The organism is Novosphingobium gossypii (genome assembly GCF_050433305.1).
In the GTDB taxonomy this organism is placed as follows: Bacteria; Pseudomonadota; Alphaproteobacteria; order Sphingomonadales; family Sphingomonadaceae; genus Novosphingobium; species Novosphingobium gossypii.
In genome coordinates this window covers 13630-37783 of sequence record NZ_JBNPXM010000014.1, presented here as the reverse complement: position 1 = coordinate 37783, position 24154 = coordinate 13630, and the positions used below count along the sequence as shown (strand labels likewise).

The following is a 24154-nucleotide window of genomic DNA, read 5'->3' as shown; positions in this document are numbered from 1 at the left end:
CCTCTCGGGACGGGCGGTGCGCTGGCTGTCAGGGCCGATGAGCGAAGCGAAGAGCCGCGCAGCGGACGTGGGGGGAACCGATTTGCGCAGCAAATTGGGGGGTACCCGCGGGCCTTGATAGACAGCGCAGCGCCCGTCATACTTGGAGGTGACTGACGAGCTTTTCTCCCTCTCGTCAGGGCGCACCGTCGGGCCCACCACCTTGTCGCACCGCGAACAGCGGATCGACACGGCGCACAGGTTCCACACCCTTAGCCCTGTCGCGCATGGGATCGCCGCGCATGGGATCGCCGCGCATGGGATCGCCGCGCATGGGATCGCCGCGCATGGGATCGCCGCGCATGGGATCGCCGCGCACGGCATCACCGCGCCAAGGATCGCTGGGCACTGATCTTCCGACGGACCCGAGGACGCTTTGTGCACGTTGACGGTCAGGGGCAACGAGCATGCCGGGGCCGCCTGAACGACCTGCGTCAACACGGACGGCATCAACAGGTTGTGGCCGCGAGGTCACGAACAGCATGGACCTGCTGGGGTCATCAGCGGCGGGTGGCATCGAGGCCGAAGCGCCGCCCAGGCCTCCCGCAATCCGGGCTAGGTAGGCCTGCGTCTCGGCGGGCAACGGGGTGCCTGCAAGGTATTTCTCGTAACGCCCGGGCCCCGCATTGTAGGCCGCGAACAATCCGGGATAGCCATAACGATCGTGAAGCCAGCCCAGGTAGTACGTGCCCGCCATGATGTTGTCGTAGGGATGGTCGGGATCGTCTCCAAGACCAAGACGTCGGCGCAGTTCCGCCCAGGTTCCCGGCATCAGCTGCATCAATCCCATTGCGCCCTTGATGCTGCGGATGGGGCGACCGTCCACTTCGGTACGCCCCCGGCTTTCGGCGTCGATGACCTGTTCGATCCAGCTTGCCGGAACGCCGAACCGTTGCGACGCCGCATCGACGATCGGCTCCCAACGCGCAACATCGGGACCCACTTCCGGTACCTCGGCGCGAACCGGCAGACATGGTGCTGCCACCAGTGCGAGGCCGATGAAAGGCAAGACCAGCGCGACCGGCAAGCGCGTCCGGCGGACCATCATCGCGCCCACAGCAGGTTTGCGCGACCGATGATCTCGGTGCGTTGCGTCACCCCGAAGTAGCGGCCGTCGAATGACGACCGGTTGCCAGCCATCAGCAGGAGATACTGACCCTGCCCGAGCCTCATGCACCCCTGCCACCAGGGCATCACACGGCCTGCCCGATCCCAGGCAAGACGATGCGCCAGTGGCCTTCCATCGAGATAGAGCAAGGGCCCAAGCGCACAGACCTCCTGGCCAGGGCCCGCGGCGACACGCTTAACCAGCGGTACGTTGGACGGCAGGTAACGCCGTGCTGCCGCCAGATCCCGCCAGGGTTTGGCAAGGCGCGCGATGACCATGTCGCCGGTGCGGATCTGCGCACCGGGGCGCACGCCGTAGAGGCCCGTAGGCGCGCTTGCGCTGGCGTTCCAGACCAGCCGGGGCGCTGGCGGCGACAACGTGGTCCACACCAATGCGCCCGTCAGCACACCAAGGGGAAGCAGAGCCTTGCGAACTCGAAATTGCCGGGCGCGGCGCGCGCGAAGGGCCTCGCCCCAGGCGCGCAGCGGGGCTTCCGAGCGTGACGTACGGGTCGTGCTCATCGCTCGATCTCCCGGCGGGAATTGGCTTCGCTCCAGGCATCGAGTTCATCGATATGATACTGGATGTAGCGGCTGTGCATGCGGAACACAGGTCCGTCGCCGCGCCGGCGCAGACGCTTCAAGAGGCGTGTCGAAATCTTCAGGTAGAGCGCCGCCTGCTCGGTATCGAGATAGGGAGACGCGTTCTTCGTCCTGCGGGAATACTCCGCATCTTCGCGATTGGCCATGGGGGTTGTCCTCGAGCGCGGGACGGCACCGTACCGATCCGCTGCGACACCCGGAATGCAGCGCTAGGCACGGAACCGTCAGGGTCGAATTCGAGGGGGTGCCAGAAACGACCCCCCTCACCATTCTCGCGCCTCTCGTTTCCATGATCGGCCTCTCGGACGGCGCCCGATCAGCGCAAGAATGCTGGCTCCGTTGCCCCTGGCATGCTGCGCGATGGCATAGCCGATGGATTTTTCCGCCTGCTTGCGGGACGTGCGCCAGCTTCAATGCCGGGGATGCACATTGGCAAGGAATGACCCCGCGCCGGAGCCGGCGCGGGGTCTGCAGGTTCAGTCGGCGGGGTTCCAGATGATGGCGAAGGCGTCCTCATCGTCCTGTCCGGCGGACCGCCCGAGGTTGGCGTAGAGCCGGCGAGGCCCGAACTCGGGGGCGGCCAGGGACAGCGAGACGTAGTCGTTGCCCGAGGTCTCGCTGCGCCGCAGCCACCCGGCCCCGACTTCAACCCCGCCCGAGGTAACCCGGTAGCCGGGATGGCTGTCGGCGGACTTGCGCGGGTTGGGGGTGATCTCGATCTCGGCGCGGATCGACAGGGTGCGAAGCTGGCCCTTGAAGCTGCGACCATCGCGGGTGACATATCCGATTGCGGCCATTGTAAGTCTCCTCAAGTTGTATTCGCCGGAACCATTTCCGGGCGATGGCAGACCGTCAGGGACAGGGGACGGGACTGGTGACCCGCAGGGCCGCAGCGCAGCGAAGGACCGGAGCCGACCAGTTTATTTGGAACGCGAAGCGTGCGCGAGGAGCCCGCTTCGCGGGCGGGGAAATAAACGGGTCGAGCGATGGTTCACGAGGACCGGACCCTGTCCCAGGTCGATTGCCACTAGGAGCCGGAAATGGCGCTGCGCGAGATACAGCCCTAGGCATGGAGACCGCCCGCCGCCACGGCAAGATCAACTGCGCAGCGCACGTCAGGGCTCGTGAACATGTCTGGTCCTGCGTTCGGACACCTCGCCCGCCCGTCCTTGGTCGCCGTGCCGGTCACGAATTGCGGCAAGACTGATGGCAGGCTGCAAAAAAGCCGGTTGATGTTCGCAGCGGACCCTCGCGGGCATGCCGTCGTCGCTGTCCCAGCCTCTTCGCGCCTTCGTTGCCGGATCCCCCTGTACGGGATCGTTGCGCGCAGAACCACGCGAGGCAAGGCTGGCGGATTCCACGACGGCGGCTGCGATACGGGGCGAGGCGAGACGAGGCGAGGCGCGGCCTGACCTCACGATCGAGGACGGGCCGCGGGCTCTTTTCCGCCCGCGATGCCGGAGGCCTTCCTGTCGCCATGGTACCCGTCGATGTGCGGGGTGTTGCCGCTCAGCCATATCGAAGTCAGGAGCAAGCCCGCGCCCCGATGAGGGCGAGGTCCTTCATCACCGTTCACTCGGTCGCCGTCGCCCGATGGCGCGGTCACGCCGTCGCTCGTCAGGCCGTCGCAGGGGCGAACGGGTGCTTCTGTCGCGGCAGGAACCCGGGCACCCTGCACGTGGGCTTAGGGCGGAAATGGATTGGCGCCCAAGCTGCCTGTCCGGTTACCCGGAACGGACAGGCGTGTTCATCCCTCACCAGCCATCGAGCAATTCCTTCAGGTGTTGAACAGAGGCATTCCAGTCGGCCCGGCCCGGATCAAGGGCCGTCACGACTTGGGGGTGCACCATACCTCGACGGGAGCGAGGAACTTGCCCGGCGCGGGCTTGCCGACGTGGACACGATCGGCGGTGACCTGCTCGCCGGTGGCGAGATGGAAGGTGACCCAGGGCTTGGGCATGCGCTCGAAAGTCAGCTTCTGGATGGGCTGGCCGGTGGCCGTATTCATGATCGTCGCAATGATACTCATGGGCTGCGCCTTAGGCCCCGCCCTCCTGCCCTGTCCACGCCCCGTTTCCGCACTTTCCACGCCCTATAGATACCCAGTCCCTGTGTACTGGCAGGATGAAGGTTGACCTGCCGGGATGGTCCGTCGTCCACAGCGCGGCCGCACAGCCTTGTCACTTGGTGCCGTCATGGCGGTGCCGCACCTTCCGAACAGCGCGGCACGCCGTGCTGCTCTATGGACAACGCGGCCCTAGCGCTTCGCGGACACCATGCGAACCTCACCGCAGAGGCCGCAGGTATCCTTGCGCCTCTCGAAACCGTTCATCCCGGCAAGCTGGCGCGCGGCCTGATCGGCATGGTGGAGCACGGAAAGCCCCAGCGTATCGGCCAGGCACTCGTCGCACACCGGCGATGGCGCCAGTCGCGTCACGAGCTTCTCGATATCCCGAACTATCGTCATCGTGCCCCCTACACATTCGCCGCTGGTCCCCGGCGGCCAGCGCGCTGCAAGCCCCGCCGCGATGCGGCCCGAACGCACGATGCGGCTTGCACCGGTCCTGTGGCAGCGGCATCACCACATCGCAAGTGGCGCGCAGAAAGGTGCAGATACCGCTGGTTTTTTCAAAGGCACGCCGGCGCCGCATGGCCCGGAACGCACGGCGCCATCGGCCCGATCGCCAGCCCCTATGGGCGGCGACCGGGCCGATGGCGCGCGAGGTGCAAGCCATGGGAGCGATTACGCAAGAGACATGGTTACTCCCGCCGCACGAAGCGGCGGGAGTGTAATTCACCCCGGATCAGGCCGCCATGCTGCCGGCTCCGCTATGTGGTCCGGGTCCAGTTTCCGGTTCGGCTCCGCCGCCTGTGCCAGACCCTGTTCGGGGCCCTGTCCCGGCTCCCGGCTCGGGCGCGGTGCCATCAGCGTCCCCCCGCCCGCCGCCGTCAGTGTCCGGCAGGGCTTCGTTGCCGTTCGGGGCGGACGGCAGATCGCTCTTCGAAATACTTCCCGAGTGGCTGGTCCGATCACGCCCCCCTGCATCGCCAGCACCAGCCCCGCCATCACCGGCACCGCCATTACCAGCGCCGCCATTACCATCACCGACCTCATCACCGACCTCATCATGATTTGGACCGCCGGAACCGCGATGCCCTTCGTCTGCCGTCCTCGCGACGATCTCGGCCTGCGCGCGTGCATCAGCCTCGACGGTGCCCACGCCTCCACGCGCGGTATAGGTCGCCGGGGGGAACGCCATCCAGCGTGGTATCCAGCCATGGCGACCGTCCCGCCCGCCATTGCCCTCGAGACAGTCGCGAATGATCGTCTTCATGGTGCTGGTCTTCTCCCTGCCATTGGCAGCGGCTGCCTCGCTGCCCGCCACTTCGGCAAGCATGGCCAGAAGCACCTCGCGGTCGCGCAGGGTATCGAAGAAGGCCGCGTCGGCCTCCCACCACCGCTCCATCTTCACCTCGAGTTCGCAGCCCACGGCCTCCATGATCGGGGTTCCTGCGGCAAGGGTCTCGCCCATCACGACGGCAGCAATATCGCAGACCTGAGGTTCCGTGAGGGCCATCAGGCGCGCGAAGATCGTGCCGAGAGCCTGCCCATGGGTGTAGGCACCGGTCACGCTCGAAGTGTCGGCATCATAGCCCATCAGGTCCATGATCGCGCGGCGCCGAACATCGAAGACGGCCTGCCCCCATGACTTGGCGACGCTGTCCTGAACGGCATCGCTGCGGCTTGCCTGCGGCTCGGCGCGGACGCTCCAGAGCGGCGAGCCGGCGATGGCATGCGCGACCATCAGCCGCACCGCCACCCATGGCGCATCGAGCAATGCGGCGCGCACCGCGGCATGGCGGTGAAGATCAAGGTAGCTGCCCGTGACCGAGCTGACTTCGGGCCGCGCGGCACCCGCGTCCTGCCCGACCTCCACGGCCTGCCCGCCGCCGCCGCGCTTATGGAGGCAGGCCGCCTCCCGGCTGGTCAGGTAGCCTTCGTGCGCTATCACTTCGCCGTTGGCGCGCACCTCGATATAGACCCGCCCGCCCTTGCGCTTGGCGACCTTTTCGTATTCCCATGAGTGGAAATGACTGCCCGGCGCAAGGACGACGGCATCGCCCCACCCGGCATCCACATACTCGGCACGTCGGGCTTCGATGGCCGTGTTCTGCAGGGCCCAGAAGGCATCGGCGTCCGCGAAGTAGCTGTCTTCGCCAAACAGGTCGGCGACGACGGCAAGGCCGCTTTGCTCCGCCTCTAACAGGGCGAAGCGGACCGGGATCGACTGCCCGCCGAACAGCCAGCCTTTCAGCTGATGGCCGCGCGGCGCGTAGCCTTGCGGATCGTCGAACAGGGCAAGCCACGCCTTCTGCTGGCTCTTGGAGGCAAGGGTCAGGTGACGCACGGTTCCGGCATCGATCTCTTCGCGGCGGTAGAGATCGCGGATGCGCGGCAGGAGGTTGCCGAGCGCAAGGATGCGGCGGACCGCGAGATCGGGCATGCCGAAAGTCGCCGCGATCTGGTCGGGGCGGCGTCCTTCCTTCACCAGGCGGATGAAGGCTTCCCAGCGGGACACCTCGTCGGGTTCGAGCCGTGCGCAGTTCTCGATGAGCGAAGCCTCGATGGCATCGGCATCATCGCCCTCGTCGAGGATGGCGCAGGCGATCAGCTGCGCGGCGGCGACCGGGTCTGCGTCGTGGCCTGTATCCGGCGGCGCGGATGATTGAGCTGCAGCGACGCCTGCAGCCACAGGGACATTCGATCGACAGCCGCCGTTATCAACGCCGGGCCCATCTGCGGCAACGGTTACGCTTCCCCCTGCGATGTCCGTGACAGCACCTGTGCCAGAATTTGCGCCAGCGCCAGTGACGGTGCCAGTGACGGCGCACGTATCGGCGCTATCTGCCGCTTCGGTCGAAGCAGGCGCAGGGCCTGCCTTGTACTCGCAGCGTTCGCGCGCGACGATCTGGGCTGCATGAAAGCGCCGCGCGCCTGCGACGATTTCGAAACGCGGGTTCTGGGTGATCATCGAGCCGCCGCCACTTTTCGCCGCCAAGGCCCCGTTCGCGTTCGAAGCCGCGTTCGCGACCGGGTCGGCGCCGCCCTCGCCGCCGCTTTCACTCACGCTCGTGGCGGCTCTGCCTGAACCAGCGGGCATGGCAATGGGCCGCACGATGATCGGCTGGATGACACCGCGCGAGCGCACGGTGGGCGGTATATCGGAAACGTCGGGTGCCTTTCGCGAATGGCGCATGTTGGCCTTGCTGACGGTAAGCTGGGTGAGCGAAATGAATTCGAGACGCATGACGGTGCACTCCTCTTCGGGTGGTGAATGCCCAGCCGCGCGAACAAGGTGTGTGCGACTGGACGCTGGGATGGGCGGCGCGGCGTTCGGCATGAGGCGCAGAGACGGCGCGCCGCCCGGCTTCATCCGCCGGACCGTTTGCCGGTACCGGGGCTGATTGGGGGAATCGGCGCCTCCCACCGCCCCGCGAAGGCGGAGCGGGCGAGGAGCACTTCGGCATCGCGGATGGACCGGGTGCGGCACGCGGTCGCGTGCCAGACCGAAAGGCGATGCCGGGTGAAGAAGGCGCGGTCGCGCTGGATGCCGAGACCCAGCGGCAGATGGATGCGGGAAATCTCGCCAAGGCTGAAACAGCCCAGTTCCGGCTCACCGAGGCCAAGGTCGGCGAGGGCGAACAGGGTATCGCCGTCGTCGTAGAGTTCGGTCGCGATCCATACGGCATTGCCGATGGGATTGAACAGCTTGGCCAGAGGCAGGGGATCGACCTTCCCGAGCCGGAGCGAGCGTTCGGCATTGCTTTTCAGCATCATGCGCAGCGAGGGGGTCAGGAGGCTCATGCCACGGCCCTCCCCGCATCTGCAGCGCTGACACGCTCGTCAATGCTGGTTGGGGTCGACGTCTTGTCATCCGCGCTGGCATCGGGCGCGATATCTGTCTCACGTGCGCGATGGCGGGCCAGCAGCCAGTCGGCGGCCTTGCTTGCAGCACTGGCGGCGCGGAAAATGGCGCGGTTGTCCTCGCGCAGTACCTCGAGCCACGCGCCGATGTAGTCGGCATGACGCACCGTCGGGCAAATGCCGAGCGAGGCGCAGAGGAAGGCCGAACCCATTTCCGCGATGAGTTCCTCGCGGGCATAGTCCTTCGAGCCGAACGGATTGGTCAGGTCGCGGTCCAGCCTCGATGCGTGCCCGGTGGCGTGCGTCAGTTCGTGGAGGCACGTGCGGTAATAGTTGATCTGCTGGTGGAAGAGCGGCTGAGGCGGCACCTGCACAAAATCCGCACCCGGCGCATAGTAGGCCTTGGAACCGCCGATACACAAATCCACCCCGCTGGCGGCGATCACCGCTTCGGCGACCGGAACGATCTCGCGGTCAGGAAGCGCGACAGGTTCAGAGCCGATGCCGTCCGAGCCCTTCCCCGGCCCTGCACCCGATCGTTCGCTCAGGCCTTCGCACTGCGCGATGTTGAACACGGTGAACCTTTTTAGGAAGGCGATGGTACGCGCGTCCTCGCCGGTATCGCGGGCGCGCTGCCGCTCGGTTTCGGGAGTGAAGCGGTCGGCATAGACGACGGTCGTCCCCTTCTCGCCCTTGCGCACGGCGCCACCTGCGGCCAGCGCCTGCCGGAAGGTCAGCCAGCCTTGCGAGGCCCAGCCGTGTTCGATGACCGCGCCCCACAGGATCAACACGTTGATCCCGGAGTATGGCCGCCCGGTCACGGCGTTGCGCGGAAGACCCGGCGTCGGTCGCGATCCGTCCGGCGCATTCGCCCACGGCTGCACCCACGGGATGCGCCCACCTTCCAGTTCGCTGACGATCCGCCGGGTCACCTCGTCATAGAGATCGCCGCGTGATGCGCCCGAGGCCGCGTCCGCGCGCTTTGCGGCGCGCCCCGCCCTGCCATTTCGCCGCGCTTCGCGATTCAAGGCGTCCTGTTCTGGCTCGTCACGAGTTTCGTGGCGGGTGCCGTGCGGGTTCGCCGCCAAATTGGCACCGTCCGCGCACCCGGGGTCCGCTTCACCGGGTTCAACTGACATGACCACGCCCCGGCGTCGGGGTCCGGGCCGAACCTTGCCGGATGCAGCGGAATCGAGATCACGGGAAAGGTGCCCCTCAATGGAGCGCGACATACGGGTCCTGCGCATAGCTCACCTCCTGCCCCGCCCAAAAACCACCATGGCCTCCCCGCAAAAAGCGGGGGTGGGCGGCGAAGCGAACGTTCAGGGCCCGCCGGCAAGCGCCGCCGTGCATCCAAGCCGGGGCCCCGGCCGCGTCAGCGGCGGGGTGGCGCAGGACCGCAGCGAAGCGAAGGAGCCGCAGGAGCGAAAGCGGGCGGCTTGCAGGCGGCGCGGGCGGGCCTAGACGGGAGCCGCGGCCACCCGCGCTTGACCGGGAGGCCTACCAAAAGCGCCGCGCCGCATCGCCGCGCGTCCGCGTCGAGGGGCCGGCACAGCCGGACCCTCGCCCCGCGCCAGCGATCGCCACCAAACGGCCGGGATCCATGCGGAAGCGTGGAGCCCGGGCTCCGTGAGCGGCCCGCAGGGGGCGTTCAGCCCGGCCGCGAACGAGCTGGAGCGCGGTCGCACCGGAACGTTGCGAGGCGCCCTTGCGCTATCGAGATCGATCTCAAGACTGGTCCGCATCCAGGCCTGAAATCGCCCATCCGGATGATGGTCTCGCTGAGATGCCGCATCCAACCGGCATCGTTGGCCAGGCGATGGTGCAAAACTGCTTCACGATAGTCACCGCGATGCACAGGACGGCTAGATTACGGACTGAGGATCAATCAGGAACGCTGACAGCGCGGGCCGGACGCAGGATACCGGGAGAGCGACACCTATGCGTACCTAAAGGACGATCCAGTCCCTCGACCAAGGCCATACCGGTACCGCATTGCCCGATTGCCCCATGACACGCCGGAAGCAGCCGCCACACTAATTTACTTCGCCAACTCACCCTCGGCGCCGAGACCAGCTCGTTCTTGCGACAAGTTTGGGCATGGCAGCTTGGCAGGAAAACTCATGACGCGAACGCCGCGGAGCATCAATTGAGCCGCTGCAACTGCTGTTTATCTGCTCGCCTCCAGCATCGGCATTCAGGTTCGGGAGTCCTCGACCAGCTTTCGCAGGCTCTGGGTCAATACCAGGGTCATGCTGCCGATCTTGACGGTCTCGATACGGCCTTCGCCGATCAATTCGTAAAGCTTGGACCGACCGATCCCGGTCAGACGGCAGGCTTCGGGTACCCGCACCGAAATGGGGAAGGCCGCAGCGGGACCGTTCAAGGTGTTGTCGTCGTATTTGACCATTAAGCCTCCTCCAGGCCCGGCCACCCGGTGAGTACGGCGATAGCCGACCCTCCTGCCAGGCAGCGGCAGAAGGCGAGTGTAGCGTCCCTGTCGAAGGGACTACAGGCGCCCGCGAGTGCCCTAAAGAGCTTTTCAGGTGCCATTCGCACCGGGACCCCAGGGATCGAGACCAGCACCTGTTGACGGGGCTTTGCGATCCCCTTGCCCACCGCCCAGAAGCTGGCGATAGCCGCCACGCGCCATCGCCTGAGCATTACGGGCGAGCCGGCGCACGCGCGAGCGGAGCGAGTCCGAGGCGCCGTTCCATTCGGCAGCGACCCGGGCCGTACCAAACAGGACGGCGGCGAGATCGCGTTGGCTCGCGCCCTGTACAAGCCCGTCCCGGACCTGAAGGAGAACAAGACCGCGAACGACGGCGGTGTCGCCTCTGCACAGCCTGGAGGTAAAGCGGCCGTGACGCAGGAACGATGTCAGCTTCTGGAGGGGCAGCAGGCTGTCCTCGACGGCCGCGAGCCCCTCCAGCGCAAAGCGCAGGTCGACGGCATCCTGACCGCAAAGATGACCCTTAGGCAAATCCAGGCGAACGCGGTGGCCGCCGTGTGTGAGCACGCCATGTTCGGCCCCGTTGGCGCCGGGCACAACGGTCAGCCAGCGCGCCATTGCGGCAGGCCGCATGGCGCCGGGATAAGAGGTCTCGACCGGGACCGCTTCGCACACAAGTGTTCCAGGGTCGAATTCGGCACGCCACAGGACCCGGGCCGAGCGGGCGTCCCGGTCCGGATTTTCGGCAAAAGTGCACCCCCCACGCGGAAGGGTCGGGAAAGCTGCCGGTGGTCGCCCGGCTCGCCTTCACATGCCACGCGATGTAGCCGCTATCCCGTCGCAGCCATTCCCACATCAGGCCGGCGCGGTCGATACGAGCCAGATGGTCGTAGGCGCCACGCGCAGACCAGTCCGGGAATTCGGATGGGACCACGTCCCGTTCTGGATCATCGTCACCGGTTCCGGGCAGCGTCAAAGAACGGTCACCCCCGTCGGACAAGTCACGCTGGACGAGTTCGAAAATGACAGTGAAAATTTTGTAATCGCGCCAGTTTTCGTCTTTTCGGTCACGGACATCGAATGATACGCTGTGGACACGATAAACGACATCGCTGACCTGCTTGAGAACGGAAACGGCGGTACCGACGAAGAAAGGGCGATTAACGGGGTTCGGCAACCAAAGGATGCCGCCGCTGGTCGCGACATCGACGTTTGGGCACGCAGACCATGATGATGATGCGCCATGTGCGCGTCTTCGAGGCAGTTGATAGCATCGAGGACCTCGCCGGCGCATTGACTGACGCAACCCTGGAGATGGGGTTTCATAACTTTGCGCTGACGCACCATGTCGCCAGCGCCGAGATCGGGCATACGGCGTTTCGTGTGCACAACTATCCGCCGCAATGGGTCGAGCACTATGACCGCCAGGCTCTGGTGTTCTGCGATCCGGTGCACCGCGCCAGCCACCTCACCAACCTCGGTTTCCCTTGGTCTCAGCTCGAAGCCATGATCCCGATGACCCGCGGGGACAAGGCCATGCTCGATCTCGGACGCCAGCAAGGTATCGGCGACGGCTTCACGGTTCCTGCCAACATACCGGGCGAGGCTCGCGGCTCGGTGACATTCGTCGTGAAGACCGGCCACGCACTTCCCGAGCAGATGCTGCTTCTCGCCAAGACATTGGGCGACCACGCCTTCGCGGCGGCGCGAAGCCTGGCAACCACGTCGCCCATCGTTCCCGTCCCGCCCGGCTCTCGCCTGACCGATCGCCAGCGCGAGTGCGTCCTGTGGGTGGCGCGCGGAAAAGGCGATTACGAAATCGCCATAATCCTGGGTCTTCGCCCGGATACGGTTACCGGCCATATCAATGAAGCCCTGAGGCGTTATGGCGTGAACAAACGGACATCGTTGGTTATCCGAACGCTGCTCGACGGAACCATCACGCTTCCCCAGATCATGCGAAGACGCCACCCCCATTTCTGGGGGTAGTACGAGAACTCCTCCTGGCGCGATGCTTCGGTCACCAGCAACCGGAGGCAAGGCCCATGGTACACATCCTGTCGATCGCCGATCTCGATCTCGCTCAAAGGACAGCGGAAACGAAGACCCTTCTTGCGATGTTCGAGGCGCGCAAATCCGTCTTCGTCGACCTTCTCAAGTGGGATGTTCCCATACTCGATGGACGTTACGAACTCGATCAGTTCGACGATGAGCGCGCCCGCTATGTCATCCTCGCGGACGGCACGTGCGCGCACCGGGGATCGGCGAGATTGCTGCCGACTACCCGTGAGCATATCCTCGGTGAGTTCTATGCCCAGCTGTGCGACGAGAAGGTCCCGCGCGGCCCCGACATTTTCGAGATCACCCGATTCTGTCTCGATCGCGGCTTGCGTACGGCGGCGCGGCGCGAGGTCCGCGACGCACTGGTATGCGCGCTCGTTGGCCATGCGCTCGCGAATGGCATTCGTACCTATACCGCGATCGCCGAGACGTCCTGGTTCCGCCAGATCATGCAATTCGGCTGGGACTGCCAGCCGCTTGGCGCTGCTCGGCGAATGGGCCGCCAGGAGCTGATCGCGATGCAAATAGCGATCGATCCCCTCACACCAGAACGGCTGGCTGCTCGGGGCATCGCGGTGGCAGACAATGTGGTGACCTTGGAAAGCGCGCCTTGTTCGGGCGCGCCTGCGACGGCGGTCGCGACGAAGCCCGCCTCGAAGCGTGTAGCGTGAGGGAGGTCGAAGGCCATGACAGTAAAGCAAAGCGCCAGGCAGCATCTCAACAGCCTTCTCTCGCGCGGCTTCTGCGTCGTTCCCGACGCCCTTCCCGCCGAGACGATCGAGAAACTGGATGCCGATCTTGCGGACCGGTTTGCGGCGACGCCTTTTGGCACTGGCGGCTTCTACGGCGAGACGACAAAGCGGTTTGGCAGAATGCTGGTCCGATCCCGGCATGCGCAATCGCTGGTGAGCAACGCCCTTATTCTGGATATCGTCGAGGGGGTGTTGATGCCAAACGCTGACTGCATCCAGCTGAACACCACTCAGGCGATAGCGATACACCCCGGAGCGTCGGCGCAGTTGCCGCATCGCGACCAGGATATGTGGCCAGCGGCAAAAGGCGAGATCGAATACCTCGTCAATGTCATGTGGCCGCTGGTCCCCTTTACGCCGGAGAACGGAGCAACACAATTGTGGCCGGGTTCGCACGGAGCAGCCGCACTCGCTGAGATGCCAGCGAGCGAACCGGAAACCCCGGCGCTGCAGCCCGGCTCGGCCCTTGTTTTCCTTGGCTCAACGCTCCATGCGGCGGGTGAAAATCGCACCGACATGGTGCGACGCGGTATCGTGATCGGATATTCGCTGGGTTGGCTCAAAACCTACGAAAACCAGTTCCTTGCATATCCGCCCCACCTTGCCAAAGACTTCTCTCCGGCGCTGGCCAGTCTGGTGGGCTACCGCCAACATCGCCCCAACCTTGGCAACTATGAAGGCCAATGTCCTTCGCTACTGCTGGCGGCAGGCGAAGACCCTGACGCACCACGCGGCGCCGTCGACGCGCTTCGTCCTGATCAGGTCGCGCTCGTCAACGCCATGCAAGATAGCGCCCGCAGTATGTCGGCAAAGGATCATGGAGCCGCGGCCGCTACATCAGGCGACCCCCTCCTATGAACGCCGGTCCCACCGCAATACGGGTCTACGAGGATCTTCGCGCCATGGTCGTCAGTGGAGACATGCGGCCAGGCGCTCATCTCGATCCCACCGTGATTGCGCCGCAGCTTGCGTCGAGCACGACGCCGGTTCGCGAGGCTCTCAATCGCCTGATGGGAGAAGGGCTTGTCGATGCCAGGCAGGGCAGCGGCTTTTCGCTGCCGCTTGTCGACAGCGTGTCGCTCAAAGACGTGCTGTGCTGGGTCGGGGAAATTGGGCAGCTTGCGCTGCGATCGCCGTCTCGCCTCGATACTGCGTGGCCGAAAGCGGCAGGCGGCCACGCCGAGAGGAGTGCCACTGTCTTCAATGTAATTGCCAGTGCCTCGCGCAATGGCGAACATCGCGGCGCCATGCAGCGATGCAATGACCGTCTGCACGCCATCCGGGCTCGTGAGGTCGCCGTTCTGGAAGATGCAGGAGAGGAATTGCTGCAGCTTGAAGCCGCGATGAGGCAAGCCGACCGCGTGCTCGTACGGCGGCTGGTTTCCGCCTATGTGCGGCGGCGATGCGCCCGGGCGAGCCAGCTCGTGCGCCTGCTCTACCACGATTGAATCGGCGGCGAAGACCTGGATGATGTAGAGCGTCGCCACACGCAACTTTGGCGAGGCGGTGCGGCATTGCGAGTTGGGCCGCGTATGATCGCCGAGGACGCGACGCGCAGCACCTTGGCAATGTGCAGACGCTCGATCGGCACGGCGAGCGCCGTACGAACGCGATTCCTTTTCTATAAGCCGGTTCAGAACCTCGGTGCAATTACGCGGTAGCGATCGTCGGGAACGGACCTGCACGTTCTCCGTCACTGCCAGGGGAAGGCGCCACGTTGCGACATTCGCCATATCATCGGCGTATAAAGTTTGGATAGTGATCTCGTCATCATAGCCTTTGAGTTGCCGGTGATCTTACCGGTGATGACAGGAGCAAGACTATGGAACGCGAAGATACCGTGACCGAGCTCGGCACTGCGAGCATCGAAACGAAGGGCCTGCTTCCCAACCAGAACGATGTCGGCATCGGCAGCCCCCAGGCAGGCCTCTCCGACGATTGACATCGAGTATGGCGCGCAGCCCGCAGGGTTGCGCGCCATATCGCCTCGTCCCGAGCGGCGGGAAATTTCCAGCAGCTGGCCAGCGCCCACCCGCCTGCCGTTCGATCAGAACGCAGGCCAGCTCGACGAATCTGTCGCAATTGCAGGTTGCGCTCCTGCCGGCTGCAAGTGACACTGCGGTTGCTCGATCGTGGCCCCACTGCAGCGCATGAGCGCGCCTGCCACCCCGGCAGCACCCCCCGCTCCTGCCGGATCGATCTTTTGCCGCATGGCAGTGCAAACTCAGACACCTTGCAGGCGGCGCTGCGGCCTGGGCTGAACTAAGCGAAACCAGAAATCGCAATGTCGGGCGCGAGAGTGTGACGAGGACGTACTTCAGTCCACCTGACACTTAGCACGCCATCACGAAGGACTAGATCATGGCCAACTATGGTATGCGTCCAGGGGTGACGTTTTGCCGCATCGGCGAGCAGTCGATCTTCCTCGACATCTTTGGGGACCGGTACTTCTGCCTTCAATCGCGTCTGGACACGGCGTTCGGGGACCTGGTCGAGCGAGGGCAGATCGATGAGCACGACGGAACCGCGCTCATCGATATTGGAATATTGGTAGCGGAAGGAGGCGGCCCTGTCCGGCCCTGCCCGCTGCGCGCTGACGCTGCCCCCCGCCCTAATCGCGCAGAGCAACGAAAGCTCCGGCCGGCAAGCGTCGCCCAGGCACTGCTCAGTCGTGTGCGCTGGACCCGGCGCGTTCGGACCAAGCCGCTCGCACACAACATTGCGACGCTGTCTGGCTTGCAGGAGTCATCTGCGATGATGGACCCGCCGGTAGATGTCCTCTCGAGGATCGAGGAGGCGCACCGGCATGCTGCGCTGCTATGGGGCACCGCCGGGCGATGTCTGCCAACGGCGATGGCGATCATGTCGGACCTGAGCCATGGTGGCGTCGCTGCGCACCTCGTCTTCGGGGTCAAACTGGGGCCGTTTGGCGCTCACAGTTGGGTCGAGGCGCAGGGCCGGCCGATCGGTGAAGATCCCGAGAATGTGGATCGTTTCGTGCCGATACGGATCGTATGATGGATCGCTTTGTTGCGCTGGTCCGCCAAAGGAGCGCTGCTTCCGATTTCGAGGCACGAAGCGCCTGTGTCGAGGCAAAGTGCCAACAGGCGGGGCTGGTACCCTGCCATCATCAGCCGGGGCTGCTGATCCTTGCCACCCCGAACCTGCCCGTACTGGTCGGCATAGATGGCGTCATCCTTGGCGAGACTCATGCTCGCCAGCCTGCCGGCCAGAGCACCAGTCCGCAAGCTGGGCCTCTCGCCGGCGAGGTTCTCGGACGCGCCGAGCATCTGCTTGCCCGGAACTGGGGCAGTTTCGTCGCTGTCCTGAAGGCAGAAGGTCGGGATTGCGTGGAAGTCGTGCGCTCGCCATTCGGGAGGCTGGCCTGTCTGTGGCGTGCTGATGACCAACTCATCGCGCTTGCTTCCGATGTCGCGCTTCTGGCGCTGGCTGGGTTCCCCCGGCCCGAAGTCGATACGGCGATGCTCGCCCACCGCCTTGTTTGGCCGGGGCTTTCCTTGCGCGAAACCTGCCTCGCCGAAGTTCGCAGTATCCCGGGTGGAAACACCCTTGAAATTTCCGGGAACGCGGGACGGCGTCGGTTGCAGGAAGGCTGCGCCTGGACGCCGTGGTCGCGGGCGCATAAGGCCCAATGGTATGAGACGCATGAAGAGGCACGCGACGGGGTGCGGGCGGCGATCTTCACGGCTATCGCGGGATGCCGAAAGAACGGTGACAATGCGCTCCTGTTGCTGTCGGGAGGCATAGACTCATCGATCCTTGCTGCCACGCTTTCATCGCTGGGAGGGACTTACAGTGGCGTTAATCTGGTGCGGCGGGACGGAGCCGGGGACGAGCGGCGATTCGCGCGTGCTGTGGCGGATCGGCTTGGTATACAGCTTGCCGAGATCGAGTGGTCGCTCGCAGACATCAACCTTTCCCGGAGCGAAAGCGCAGGACAGCCTAATCCGGGCAGCCGGATCTTCATGCAAGGCACCAATGCAGCGGTGCACCGCGCGGTGACGCATTGCGGCGCCGACCTGGTCATCGACGGCGGTGGCGGCGACAACGTTTTTCTCGGTCTCTACTCTGTTGCTCCAGTGACCGACGCGCTCCGGTGCGAGGGACTGGGTGCAGCGCTCGCAACCGGTCGTTCGGTTGCCACCCTGTCCCAGACGAGCTTGTGGACAGTCTTGCGGCGGGCGTTTGTACGACGGTTCCGCCGCTCTCCCGCTTTTCGCTGGCAGCCGGAAATCGCATTTCTCAGCAGCGACGCTGCCGCGTGGCGTGCGCCCTCCCCCCGCCATCCCTGGCTGGTCCCGCCGCCAGGAGCCGAGACCGGGAAAGCTGCTCATGTTGCGCTCATCGCAGCAGCGCAAGGGTGGGCAGAGGAGTGCGACCTCATGAGCCCAAGGCGGCAGGCCAGTCCGCTTGCGACGGTTCCTGTCGTGGAGGCCTGCCTCAAAGTGCCGAGCTGGTGGTGGTACGAGGGCGGGCGCAATCGCGCTATCGCCAGGCAGGCTTTCGAACAGCGGCTGCCACCCGAGGTGACAATGCGACAGACGAAAGGCTCGCCGGATGGCTATGTCGCCGAGATTTACGCCCAGCATCGAACGACGGTGCGCGCCATGCTGCTCGATGGCGAACTGCGGCGGCGCGGGCTGCTCGATGTAGCCGCCATCGATGCCGTGACGCGAGCGGATAGTGTGGCAATCGGAACCTCCTACGATCGACTGTTGCAGTTGTCCCAGGTCGAGGCGTGGCTATCGTGCCGCGTTTAGCGGGACTGGGCGCGGTGCGCTTTCAGGGCTTGCCAGACCGCGTATTGCCCGGCCTTGGCAGGGTCCGGATCGATCCTGTCCCGAAGCCAGAACGAGAACCAGTCGAGGTTTCGCTGGTACACCGCGAGCCGCTGAGCGGGTTGGTACTTCCAGTGGAAGGCGTCCGGAAAGACATAAAGATCAACAGGCTTGCCCTGCTCCTTCAGAGCCGCGAAGACGTCTACGCCGCCAAGGTACTCGTGGTCGGCAAGTTGCATCAGCAGCGGTGTGTCGATCGCCGAGGCATTCTGTATAAGCGAGCCCTCCTTCCAGAACGCGGTATCGTTCGCGGTTAGGCGCCCCCATCCCTGTCCCTGCAGAAGTCGTGCAAAGGCCGGGCCGTATCCGACATTCACTGCCCAGGGCTCCAGACAGCAGGTGCTCATCGCCGCGGCCGCGAACCTCCGTGTGTGAATAAGCGCGAACTGAACAGTACTCGAACCGTCGCTGAGCCCACTGATGCCGATCCGATCGGGATCTGCAATACCCAGCGCAATGACCCGGTCGATGCCGGTCATGACCGCAGACTGGACGGCGTGGCGCCGGCTCCAGCTTCGCGTCCCATCTGACTGGACCTTGGCCACCGTGTCGAGCTTGGGATCCGCAAGATTGCGGATCAGGGGCTGGTTGTAACTCAGTACCGCGATGCCTGCTGCGGCAAAGGCGTGGATAGGATATTCGTCGCCCATCGCACCACGCAGGAAGCCGTTGCTGAGATACGAGGTGACAAGCAAGGGTATGCGTTTGCCGGGGGTATACCCGGGGGGAAGGACGAGATCACCGCGTACCTCGTCACCCTCCTCGTTTTGCCACTCCAGACGTTGCACCGTACCAAATCGTATTGCCCCGAATTCCGGATTGGGGTCGAAGAGCACTTCCATGCCGCCCGTCCGTGGATCGACCGCCACGAGCCGCGGCGGCGTGGTTGCGGTCTCCTGCAAGCACACGAGCGATGCCGATGCCATCACACAATTGCTCACAAGATCACGGGTGCGCAGCAGGGACACTGGCTTGGCTGTGCCGGGAACCCAGCTATAGAGCGCTGTATCGCCCTCGGCCCATCCTTCCTTGCGCAGGAATACAACCGCGCGCCCTTCGCTCGACCACCAGACGTTGTCAAAACCACCACGGCATGTGGCAGCTTGGCACGTCACCATCTTGCCCGCACGGGTCGATGCTGTCAGGATCAGCGGACTGAACGGGTTGGCCGTGCTGCGACGGGTCAGCGCCAGCGCGCCATCCCTGCCGCGTGCACCTGGTGGCGCTGGCATTTTGCCGAGCATGTCGGGCGGCAGGAGCGCGGCTTCTTCGGGAGTAGCGGGGCGCACGGCCAAGTCGCCGAGCTCCACGCGGTACGTCGACCAGGGTATCGCAGCACTCGGCATAGGCTTGTAGGACATGATCGGCACGAAGCGATCGTCGTAGTGAAATCCTCGCCGTCCTTCGGCAGCGAGCTCTGCCTTTTCCCTCGCAGAACCGCTGCGGCTGGCAAAGACAAGGCCCTTCCCATCCGGGAGCCACGCGACTTCGTCGACGTCGGTGCCGGAAAAAGTCACTTGTCGTGCTTTTTCAGATGCGGATGTATCCATTCCCGCTGTCACGACCCACACCTGGGTCACGTTCCTGTCGCGCCGCAACCAGGCAATCGAACGGCCATCGGGAGACCAGCGCGGAGTGATGACGCGCGGATAGCCGATGCTCCAGACCTGACCGCGATACTCCTGCGAGCCTAGGATCAGCTGACCGCCCGCGTCAACCAGCCGCGGCGAAGACGAACTGGCTTGCCTGAGTTCCATCACCGCGAGGCCAAGACAATGCGTGTTGGTCGCCGGATCCGGCCGGGTGATAACAAAGGCGAGGCGCTGCCCGTCGGGGGACAAAGCCAACGCCGACGTCTCGTTTCGCATCGGGAGCATGGGGCCGATCTGTCGCAGGCGCACGAGATCGGCGGGCGTGATCTCCCGCTCCGGTTTGACCGCCCCAACAGCCGATGGCAGGAGGTCGCTGCACGGCGTGGCAGCGTGACAGCAACCAGGCAGTCCCAGTACCAGGACCATGGCAGCGGTAGTCGCTGCTCCCTTTAGGGCGATCACCACTTGCGGGTCACGTCGAAGGATACAACCCGTCCCAAAGCAGAATAGTTGGTCGAGTCGTACGGAGTGTCTGAATAGAGCGTTGCCGCTATTGGCGCTGGCAGCACGTTGAAGATGTTGTTTGCGTTCACGGCGATCTCGAGACCATCGAGAGCGCCTGCCCCGCGATCGAAGCGGTAACGAAATCCGAGGTCAACGGTGGTCATGCCGCGCACCTTGCGGACTGGAGCGGCGCGGCTGTCGATGATCCCTCCCAGATAGGAGACCGCCCCGACAAGCCGCAATGCGCCGCCATCCCAGGCTGCGCTCGCGCGCCCGCGCCAGTGCGGCGGATTGAACAGCTTGCCGGCAAGCGTTTCCACCGGCAGCCCTGGGGCAAGCTGCTGCTTGCTCGAGAGATAAGTGGCATTCAGATCGAACGTCGCCGTGCCGCCGCCGATCGACCGCTTGTAGGCGACGCGACCGTCGACGCCGCTAATGGTTTGCCGCCCAGCGTTGACGTTGCGATTGTCGATGATCGCGACGACATTGGCGGGATCGTAGGGCGCGGCTGCGAAGTTGTTGAAACGGTCGGATACCGCGATCGCTGCAGCCAACGCCTCAGCACTCGGGTCGGTGATGACTTGAGCCGCATAAAGAGGATCGCTCAGCGATTGCGCGGTCAGGACGATCGGGGTCACGACGCGATTGAAATATCGGGTCGAGAAGTAGGTGACTTCGAAAAGTGCGCCGCCAAGCGCCTCTGGATGGAAGCTCGCGGTGGCTGACCAGCTTTTTGCACGCTCGGGCTTGAGATCGAGATTGCCGCCCGTGAGCAGCAGCGCCGTGGCGTTCGGAGACGATGTGGCACCGCCCAGACGTGCGGCCCCGTATAAGGACGAGCTTTGGGCCAGATAACGGTCGTAGAAGCTGGGAGCGCGGAAGGATCGCCCCCATGTGCCCTTCAGGTCCAGGGCGCTTCCCGGCGAGAAGATGATGCCAAGCTTTGGCGTCGTGACATGGCCCACCCCGTCATAGTCCTCGTGGCGCAAAGCGGCACTCACAATGAGCTTGCGCGCGAGTGGTATGGCAAGTTCGGGGCTTATCAGCGGCAGACTGAGTTCGGCAAAGGCATAACGACTGCTCTGACTGGGTGTGGCATTGAGATAGCTTGCCGTCGCGTAATAGATTTCGAAACCGTTGTTGCGAAAGCCAAAGCCTGTCGCCGCTTTTGCATCGCCGCCGGGCAATCCGAACAAGGGGCCGGTAGCAGAAATCTCCCCTGACTTTGTCGTGTTCGCGTAGCGCGCGTCCGACGTGATGAGAACTTGGTTGTTGTAGGCGTATTCGGCGGACAGGTCGTTTCGACCGGTGCCGTATGTGCCCGCAGCGGACAGCTCCCATTGTCCCATCTGGTAGTGGAGGGCACCGGCCAACGCGAGGGAGTAGGACCGGAAGCTTTGGTCCACCCGGCTGACGTCAAGATCCGATGCCGGGTTTATGGGGTAGCTCAGCCAGCTTTGACGGGTGTTGTAGAGGGCGTCTGCTTCGATCGTCAGACGATCCGAAAGATCCTGATGAAAGTGCGCAGCCACCGCGTGCCGTCTGCTGCCCGGCAGGAGCGTCAGGTTGGGATGCGAGCGGGTCGATGCTCGCTCGTTCGAAGTCAGTACACTGTTGCGCCCGTACTCGTAGGTCACGAACATGCCGCCGCCGCGCCAGCGATGACCGGCAAGAACACTGTAGAGCTGCTGCTGGCCACCGCCGCCGGCAGCGAAACCGACGCGGCCTCGCGTTGCCAAGCCCTCATAATCCTGGCGCAGGATGATGTTGACAACGCCACCCACCGCGTCCGAGCCGTAAACTGCCGAGGCCCCGTCGGCGACGATCTCCATGCGCTCGACAGCTGCCACGGGGATTGCGGAGATGTCCACGCCCTGCATGGCGGAATCGTACGGCAGGCGCCGACCGTTGAGAATCGTCAGCGTGGCGTCGCTGCCCAGACCCCGCAAGTTGACCGTCGATCCACCTCCCACGTTGGCGCCAGCTGCACCTGGTACGTTGAGGCCGATCCCTGGGTTCTGCCCGCCCCCGAAGCTCTGCGGAAGGCTACGGGCGACTTCCCCAAGGTCAGCAAAGCCTGTATCGAGAAGAGCCTGGCTGTCCAGCACGGTAATCGGCGTCGCCAGCTCCGTGCCGCGCAGCCGGCTTCCGGTCACGAGGATTGCTTCCTGTTCGCCGTCATCTGCAGCCTTGCCAGCGCCCTGCCGAGCAACGATCAGGTACCCCTCCGAAGCGCTCTGGATGGAAAGATCCGTGCCTTGAATGGCGATGCGCAAGGCCTGTTCCAGATCGTAGCGTCCCTTGATCGCCGATGATATACGTCCGGCGACCACTTCATCGCTTGCCAGGACTGTCTGCCCATAGCGCACGGCAAGGTCCTTGAGCGTCGTTGCCAAGGGTTGCGGCGGAAGATCGACGTTCAAAATCGCGGCTGGCTGAGCGCTTGCCGAAGAAGGGATCGTCGTCATGGATGCGATGCCCGCCGTCGCGATGCAAAGCGACAGGGCAAAGTTTCTCTTCTGCATTTCGTCCCCCCTCAAGCCTTCGATCGGCCGGTTTCAGGAGAGACGACGGGGGTTGAGTTTGCCCCCCGGTTATTTTTTCAGCAAAGCTGCCGAATTACCGTCGGCAGGAGATATCGCGATTTCGCCAGCGGATATGTGGGTGCGCACACCGAGCAGTCTTGCAACGTTTGCGGCAAAAGTCTGCGGATCGGCTACACGAAATGCACCGCTTATCCGACGCGACGCCAGACCCTGATCAGTCAACCTTATCTGCACGGTGTTATAGCGATTGATGGCGGTGATCGCTTCATCGAGCCGGGTAGCATCGAGCGTCAACATGCCCGTGACCCAGTTCTCGTCAGACCGTATATCTGGCATCGCAGGATCGATCGCGCCGTGAGGTGCGCGTGCGCCGGGTGCCAGAACCTGGGTCGATGGGTCCTCATCCTCCGGCCCGAGTTCGAGCGGCGCATCAACTGCAATTAGCCGGATGCCCTTGGATATGCTTGCTGCATCGAACGAGGCGCCTTTCACCCTTACCGTTTCCTGTCCGGCCACAACGACGAACGTTTGCGCCTTGTCCGCCGTCTCGGCCCGAAAACGTCCACGCACGATCTCGATGCGCAACGCGCGCCCAACCGGCCCGATGGAAAGCCGGGTGTTGGTATCGAGCGTCAGCCGGGTGCCGTTCCCAAGCACCACGGAGCGGACCTCGCCGATCGTTGTCTCATACGTCGCCGCCCGGGCGCTGGGCGCGAAAATGGAAAGCCCCTCGCGTCCGGCCAGGAAGGCTGTCGTCGTTCCTGCGAGCAGAACCATCGCGATTGTCGTCGCCATGACATGCGTACGCCGCCGCAGGTAGAACGGTGCCAAAGGCAATCGTCCGTCAATACCGACCGCGGTTTCATTGAGGCCTGAACTGTCCTTCAGGAACCGCGAAGTGAAATCGTAGGCCACGCGGTGGCGCGGATCGCTCGCCAGCCACTGCTCGATCTTTGCCTGCACGCCTGGTTCGCGAGCATCGAGGCGGTTGAGCCATTGACCCGCTTGCGTGTAGATGTCTTCCGAAATGTCGCCTCGGCCCGCTTCAGTCATGGGCGCGCAAATGCCGGCTGAGTTGCTTGATGGCCTTTCCCATCTGCTTTTCGACCCCCTTGATGCTCAGGCCCGTCTGGCTGGCTACTTCGGCATGACTAAACCCATCTACGCGACATGCTATGAATATCTGTCGGGTCAGCGGTTTGAGACGGCTCACGGCTTCCTCGATGCGGCGCAGCCGATCACGGGCTTCAAGTGCCGCCACTGGATCACCATCGCAAAGCGGAGTGTCCTCGGCCGGAACATGCAAAGCTGCGGAAGACCGAATTTCACGTCGAGCATCGTCGATGATGATGTTACGAGCGGTGCGCCGCAGGTAGGCCTCTGGTCGTTCAAGGACGCTGTCTTCCTCACGTTCAAGCAGCCGCGTAAAAGAGCGATGGACGACGTCCTCGGCTTCTGCGTTTCTGGTGGCCGTTCGTACGAAACCCAGCAACCTGGAGCGTTCCCTGCGGTACAGCATTTCCAATGACGTCCGGCGAGCCTTTGCACGATCGTGCTGCGGCGGCAGCGGATCGTCGGCCGAAATTCTGGCAGCGCCAGAGCCTAGCGCGACCGGCACGCCCTAGGTCCCACTAGCCTGATTGTTAGAGCAAATTCCACGTGCCGGCGCTCCTCAGATAAGCGAGGCTCACCAGCGAAAAGCCGGGTGTTGAG

The 24154-nt window shown here is 64.3% G+C and carries 24 protein-coding genes; 8 read left to right on the top strand and 16 right to left on the bottom strand.

Annotated features, from left to right (window positions below; all coding sequences use genetic code 11):
• Positions 1-175: 175 nt before the first annotated feature.
• The 12 genes from GGR40_RS19355 to GGR40_RS19300 form a co-directional block, all read right to left on the bottom strand.
• The gene (locus tag GGR40_RS19355; RefSeq protein WP_429277886.1) at positions 176-1024 is read right to left on the bottom strand and encodes a transglycosylase SLT domain-containing protein; all 849 of its coding nucleotides are present in this window, start codon (positions 1022-1024) and stop codon (positions 176-178) included.
• Positions 1025-1083: 59 nt separating this feature from the next.
• On the bottom strand, positions 1084-1668 hold the full coding sequence (locus GGR40_RS19350) for a S26 family signal peptidase (RefSeq protein WP_429277885.1): 585 nt from the start codon (positions 1666-1668) through the stop codon (positions 1084-1086).
• Complete coding sequence (locus GGR40_RS19345; RefSeq protein WP_429277884.1) at positions 1665-1895, bottom strand: helix-turn-helix domain-containing protein; 231 nt, start codon at positions 1893-1895, stop codon at positions 1665-1667. Before GGR40_RS19345 ends, GGR40_RS19350 begins: the two co-directional genes overlap by 4 nt.
• Before the next feature lie 330 nt (positions 1896-2225).
• Positions 2226-2546, bottom strand: coding sequence for a DUF736 domain-containing protein (locus tag GGR40_RS19340; protein WP_429277883.1), 321 nt, complete (start codon positions 2544-2546; stop codon positions 2226-2228).
• Between the two features lie 1031 nt (positions 2547-3577).
• On the bottom strand, positions 3578-3778 hold the full coding sequence (locus tag GGR40_RS19335) for a hypothetical protein (protein ID WP_429277882.1): 201 nt from the start codon (positions 3776-3778) through the stop codon (positions 3578-3580).
• Between the two features lie 228 nt (positions 3779-4006).
• The gene (locus tag GGR40_RS19330) at positions 4007-4216 is read right to left on the bottom strand and encodes a hypothetical protein (RefSeq protein WP_429277881.1); all 210 of its coding nucleotides are present in this window, start codon (positions 4214-4216) and stop codon (positions 4007-4009) included.
• A 337-nt stretch (positions 4217-4553) separates the two neighbouring features.
• Positions 4554-7058, bottom strand: coding sequence for a ParB/RepB/Spo0J family partition protein (locus GGR40_RS19325; RefSeq protein ID WP_429277880.1), 2505 nt, complete (start codon positions 7056-7058; stop codon positions 4554-4556).
• Positions 7059-7180: 122 nt separating this feature from the next.
• Positions 7181-7615, bottom strand: coding sequence for a DUF2958 domain-containing protein (locus GGR40_RS19320; RefSeq protein ID WP_429277879.1), 435 nt, complete (start codon positions 7613-7615; stop codon positions 7181-7183).
• On the bottom strand, positions 7612-8814 hold the full coding sequence (locus GGR40_RS19315; protein WP_429277878.1) for an ArdC family protein: 1203 nt from the start codon (positions 8812-8814) through the stop codon (positions 7612-7614). The genes GGR40_RS19320 and GGR40_RS19315 overlap by 4 nt, the downstream gene beginning before the upstream one ends.
• 1058 nt (positions 8815-9872) lie before the next feature.
• On the bottom strand, positions 9873-10085 hold the full coding sequence (locus tag GGR40_RS19310) for a helix-turn-helix domain-containing protein (protein ID WP_429277877.1): 213 nt from the start codon (positions 10083-10085) through the stop codon (positions 9873-9875).
• A 132-nt stretch (positions 10086-10217) separates the two neighbouring features.
• A complete protein-coding gene (locus GGR40_RS19305) occupies positions 10218-10745 on the bottom strand; it encodes a DUF2285 domain-containing protein (protein WP_429277876.1) in 528 nt (175 codons plus the stop codon).
• A complete protein-coding gene (locus GGR40_RS19300; protein WP_429277950.1) occupies positions 10651-10983 on the bottom strand; it encodes a hypothetical protein in 333 nt (110 codons plus the stop codon). Before GGR40_RS19300 ends, GGR40_RS19305 begins: the two co-directional genes overlap by 95 nt.
• A gap of 27 nt (positions 10984-11010) precedes the next feature.
• Here GGR40_RS19300 and GGR40_RS19295 point away from each other — a divergent pair, with 27 nt between their 5' ends.
• From GGR40_RS19295 to GGR40_RS19260, 8 genes are all read left to right on the top strand, one after another.
• Positions 11011-11211 (top strand): hypothetical protein, encoded by a 201-nt coding sequence (locus GGR40_RS19295; protein ID WP_429277952.1) that lies wholly within the window; start codon positions 11011-11013, stop codon positions 11209-11211.
• 143 nt (positions 11212-11354) lie between these two features.
• Entirely contained in the window at positions 11355-12116 is a 762-nt protein-coding gene (locus GGR40_RS19290; RefSeq protein WP_429277875.1) for a LuxR family transcriptional regulator, read from the top strand.
• A 56-nt stretch (positions 12117-12172) separates the two neighbouring features.
• The gene (locus GGR40_RS19285; RefSeq protein WP_429277874.1) at positions 12173-12859 is read left to right on the top strand and encodes an acyl-homoserine-lactone synthase; all 687 of its coding nucleotides are present in this window, start codon (positions 12173-12175) and stop codon (positions 12857-12859) included.
• A gap of 15 nt (positions 12860-12874) precedes the next feature.
• The gene (locus GGR40_RS19280) at positions 12875-13798 is read left to right on the top strand and encodes a phytanoyl-CoA dioxygenase family protein (RefSeq protein ID WP_429277873.1); all 924 of its coding nucleotides are present in this window, start codon (positions 12875-12877) and stop codon (positions 13796-13798) included.
• On the top strand, positions 13795-14388 hold the full coding sequence (locus GGR40_RS19275; protein ID WP_429277872.1) for a GntR family transcriptional regulator: 594 nt from the start codon (positions 13795-13797) through the stop codon (positions 14386-14388). The genes GGR40_RS19280 and GGR40_RS19275 overlap by 4 nt, the downstream gene beginning before the upstream one ends.
• Before the next feature lie 374 nt (positions 14389-14762).
• Positions 14763-14882 (top strand): benenodin family lasso peptide, encoded by a 120-nt coding sequence (locus tag GGR40_RS19270; protein WP_429277871.1) that lies wholly within the window; start codon positions 14763-14765, stop codon positions 14880-14882.
• 419 nt (positions 14883-15301) lie between these two features.
• Positions 15302-15958, top strand: coding sequence for a lasso peptide biosynthesis B2 protein (locus GGR40_RS19265; RefSeq protein ID WP_429277870.1), 657 nt, complete (start codon positions 15302-15304; stop codon positions 15956-15958).
• On the top strand, positions 15955-17721 hold the full coding sequence (locus tag GGR40_RS19260) for an asparagine synthase-related protein (RefSeq protein WP_429277869.1): 1767 nt from the start codon (positions 15955-15957) through the stop codon (positions 17719-17721). The genes GGR40_RS19265 and GGR40_RS19260 overlap by 4 nt, the downstream gene beginning before the upstream one ends.
• Here the strand turns inward: GGR40_RS19260 and GGR40_RS19255 are convergent.
• The 4 genes from GGR40_RS19255 to GGR40_RS19240 form a co-directional block, all read right to left on the bottom strand.
• Positions 17718-19817 (bottom strand): Atxe2 family lasso peptide isopeptidase, encoded by a 2100-nt coding sequence (locus tag GGR40_RS19255; RefSeq protein ID WP_429277868.1) that lies wholly within the window; start codon positions 19815-19817, stop codon positions 17718-17720. The two genes, GGR40_RS19260 and GGR40_RS19255, sit on opposite strands and share 4 nt — an antisense overlap.
• Positions 19818-19849: 32 nt before the next feature.
• Positions 19850-22420 (bottom strand): TonB-dependent receptor domain-containing protein, encoded by a 2571-nt coding sequence (locus GGR40_RS19250; protein ID WP_429277867.1) that lies wholly within the window; start codon positions 22418-22420, stop codon positions 19850-19852.
• 69 nt (positions 22421-22489) lie between these two features.
• The gene (locus GGR40_RS19245) at positions 22490-23494 is read right to left on the bottom strand and encodes a FecR family protein (RefSeq protein WP_429277866.1); all 1005 of its coding nucleotides are present in this window, start codon (positions 23492-23494) and stop codon (positions 22490-22492) included.
• Positions 23487-23960: an RNA polymerase sigma factor gene (locus tag GGR40_RS19240; protein WP_429277949.1), complete on the bottom strand. Its 474-nt coding sequence runs from the start codon at positions 23958-23960 to the stop codon at positions 23487-23489. The genes GGR40_RS19245 and GGR40_RS19240 overlap by 8 nt, the downstream gene beginning before the upstream one ends.
• Positions 23961-24154 lie beyond the last annotated feature (194 nt).

Coding starts and splice junctions, on each gene's coding strand:
- GGR40_RS19350 (WP_429277885.1), bottom strand. CDS start 1,668: ATGAGCACGACCCGTACGTCACGCTCGGAAGCCCCGCTGCGCGCCTGG.
- GGR40_RS19345 (WP_429277884.1), bottom strand. CDS start 1,895: ATGGCCAATCGCGAAGATGCGGAGTATTCCCGCAGGACGAAGAACGCG.
- GGR40_RS19340 (WP_429277883.1), bottom strand. CDS start 2,546: ATGGCCGCAATCGGATATGTCACCCGCGATGGTCGCAGCTTCAAGGGC.
- GGR40_RS19335 (WP_429277882.1), bottom strand. CDS start 3,778: ATGAGTATCATTGCGACGATCATGAATACGGCCACCGGCCAGCCCATC.
- GGR40_RS19330 (WP_429277881.1), bottom strand. CDS start 4,216: ATGACGATAGTTCGGGATATCGAGAAGCTCGTGACGCGACTGGCGCCA.
- GGR40_RS19325 (WP_429277880.1), bottom strand. CDS start 7,058: ATGCGTCTCGAATTCATTTCGCTCACCCAGCTTACCGTCAGCAAGGCC.
- GGR40_RS19320 (WP_429277879.1), bottom strand. CDS start 7,615: ATGAGCCTCCTGACCCCCTCGCTGCGCATGATGCTGAAAAGCAATGCC.
- GGR40_RS19315 (WP_429277878.1), bottom strand. CDS start 8,814: ATGTCAGTTGAACCCGGTGAAGCGGACCCCGGGTGCGCGGACGGTGCC.
- GGR40_RS19310 (WP_429277877.1), bottom strand. CDS start 10,085: ATGGTCAAATACGACGACAACACCTTGAACGGTCCCGCTGCGGCCTTC.
- GGR40_RS19305 (WP_429277876.1), bottom strand. CDS start 10,745: ATGGCGCGCTGGCTGACCGTTGTGCCCGGCGCCAACGGGGCCGAACAT.
- GGR40_RS19300 (WP_429277950.1), bottom strand. CDS start 10,983: ATGTGGGAATGGCTGCGACGGGATAGCGGCTACATCGCGTGGCATGTG.
- GGR40_RS19295 (WP_429277952.1), top strand. CDS start 11,011: ATGGTCGTAGGCGCCACGCGCAGACCAGTCCGGGAATTCGGATGGGAC.
- GGR40_RS19290 (WP_429277875.1), top strand. CDS start 11,355: ATGATGATGATGCGCCATGTGCGCGTCTTCGAGGCAGTTGATAGCATC.
- GGR40_RS19285 (WP_429277874.1), top strand. CDS start 12,173: ATGGTACACATCCTGTCGATCGCCGATCTCGATCTCGCTCAAAGGACA.
- GGR40_RS19280 (WP_429277873.1), top strand. CDS start 12,875: ATGACAGTAAAGCAAAGCGCCAGGCAGCATCTCAACAGCCTTCTCTCG.
- GGR40_RS19275 (WP_429277872.1), top strand. CDS start 13,795: ATGAACGCCGGTCCCACCGCAATACGGGTCTACGAGGATCTTCGCGCC.
- GGR40_RS19270 (WP_429277871.1), top strand. CDS start 14,763: ATGGAACGCGAAGATACCGTGACCGAGCTCGGCACTGCGAGCATCGAA.
- GGR40_RS19265 (WP_429277870.1), top strand. CDS start 15,302: ATGGCCAACTATGGTATGCGTCCAGGGGTGACGTTTTGCCGCATCGGC.
- GGR40_RS19260 (WP_429277869.1), top strand. CDS start 15,955: ATGATGGATCGCTTTGTTGCGCTGGTCCGCCAAAGGAGCGCTGCTTCC.
- GGR40_RS19255 (WP_429277868.1), bottom strand. CDS start 19,817: ATGGTCCTGGTACTGGGACTGCCTGGTTGCTGTCACGCTGCCACGCCG.
- GGR40_RS19250 (WP_429277867.1), bottom strand. CDS start 22,420: ATGCAGAAGAGAAACTTTGCCCTGTCGCTTTGCATCGCGACGGCGGGC.
- GGR40_RS19245 (WP_429277866.1), bottom strand. CDS start 23,494: ATGACTGAAGCGGGCCGAGGCGACATTTCGGAAGACATCTACACGCAA.
- GGR40_RS19240 (WP_429277949.1), bottom strand. CDS start 23,960: ATGCTGTACCGCAGGGAACGCTCCAGGTTGCTGGGTTTCGTACGAACG.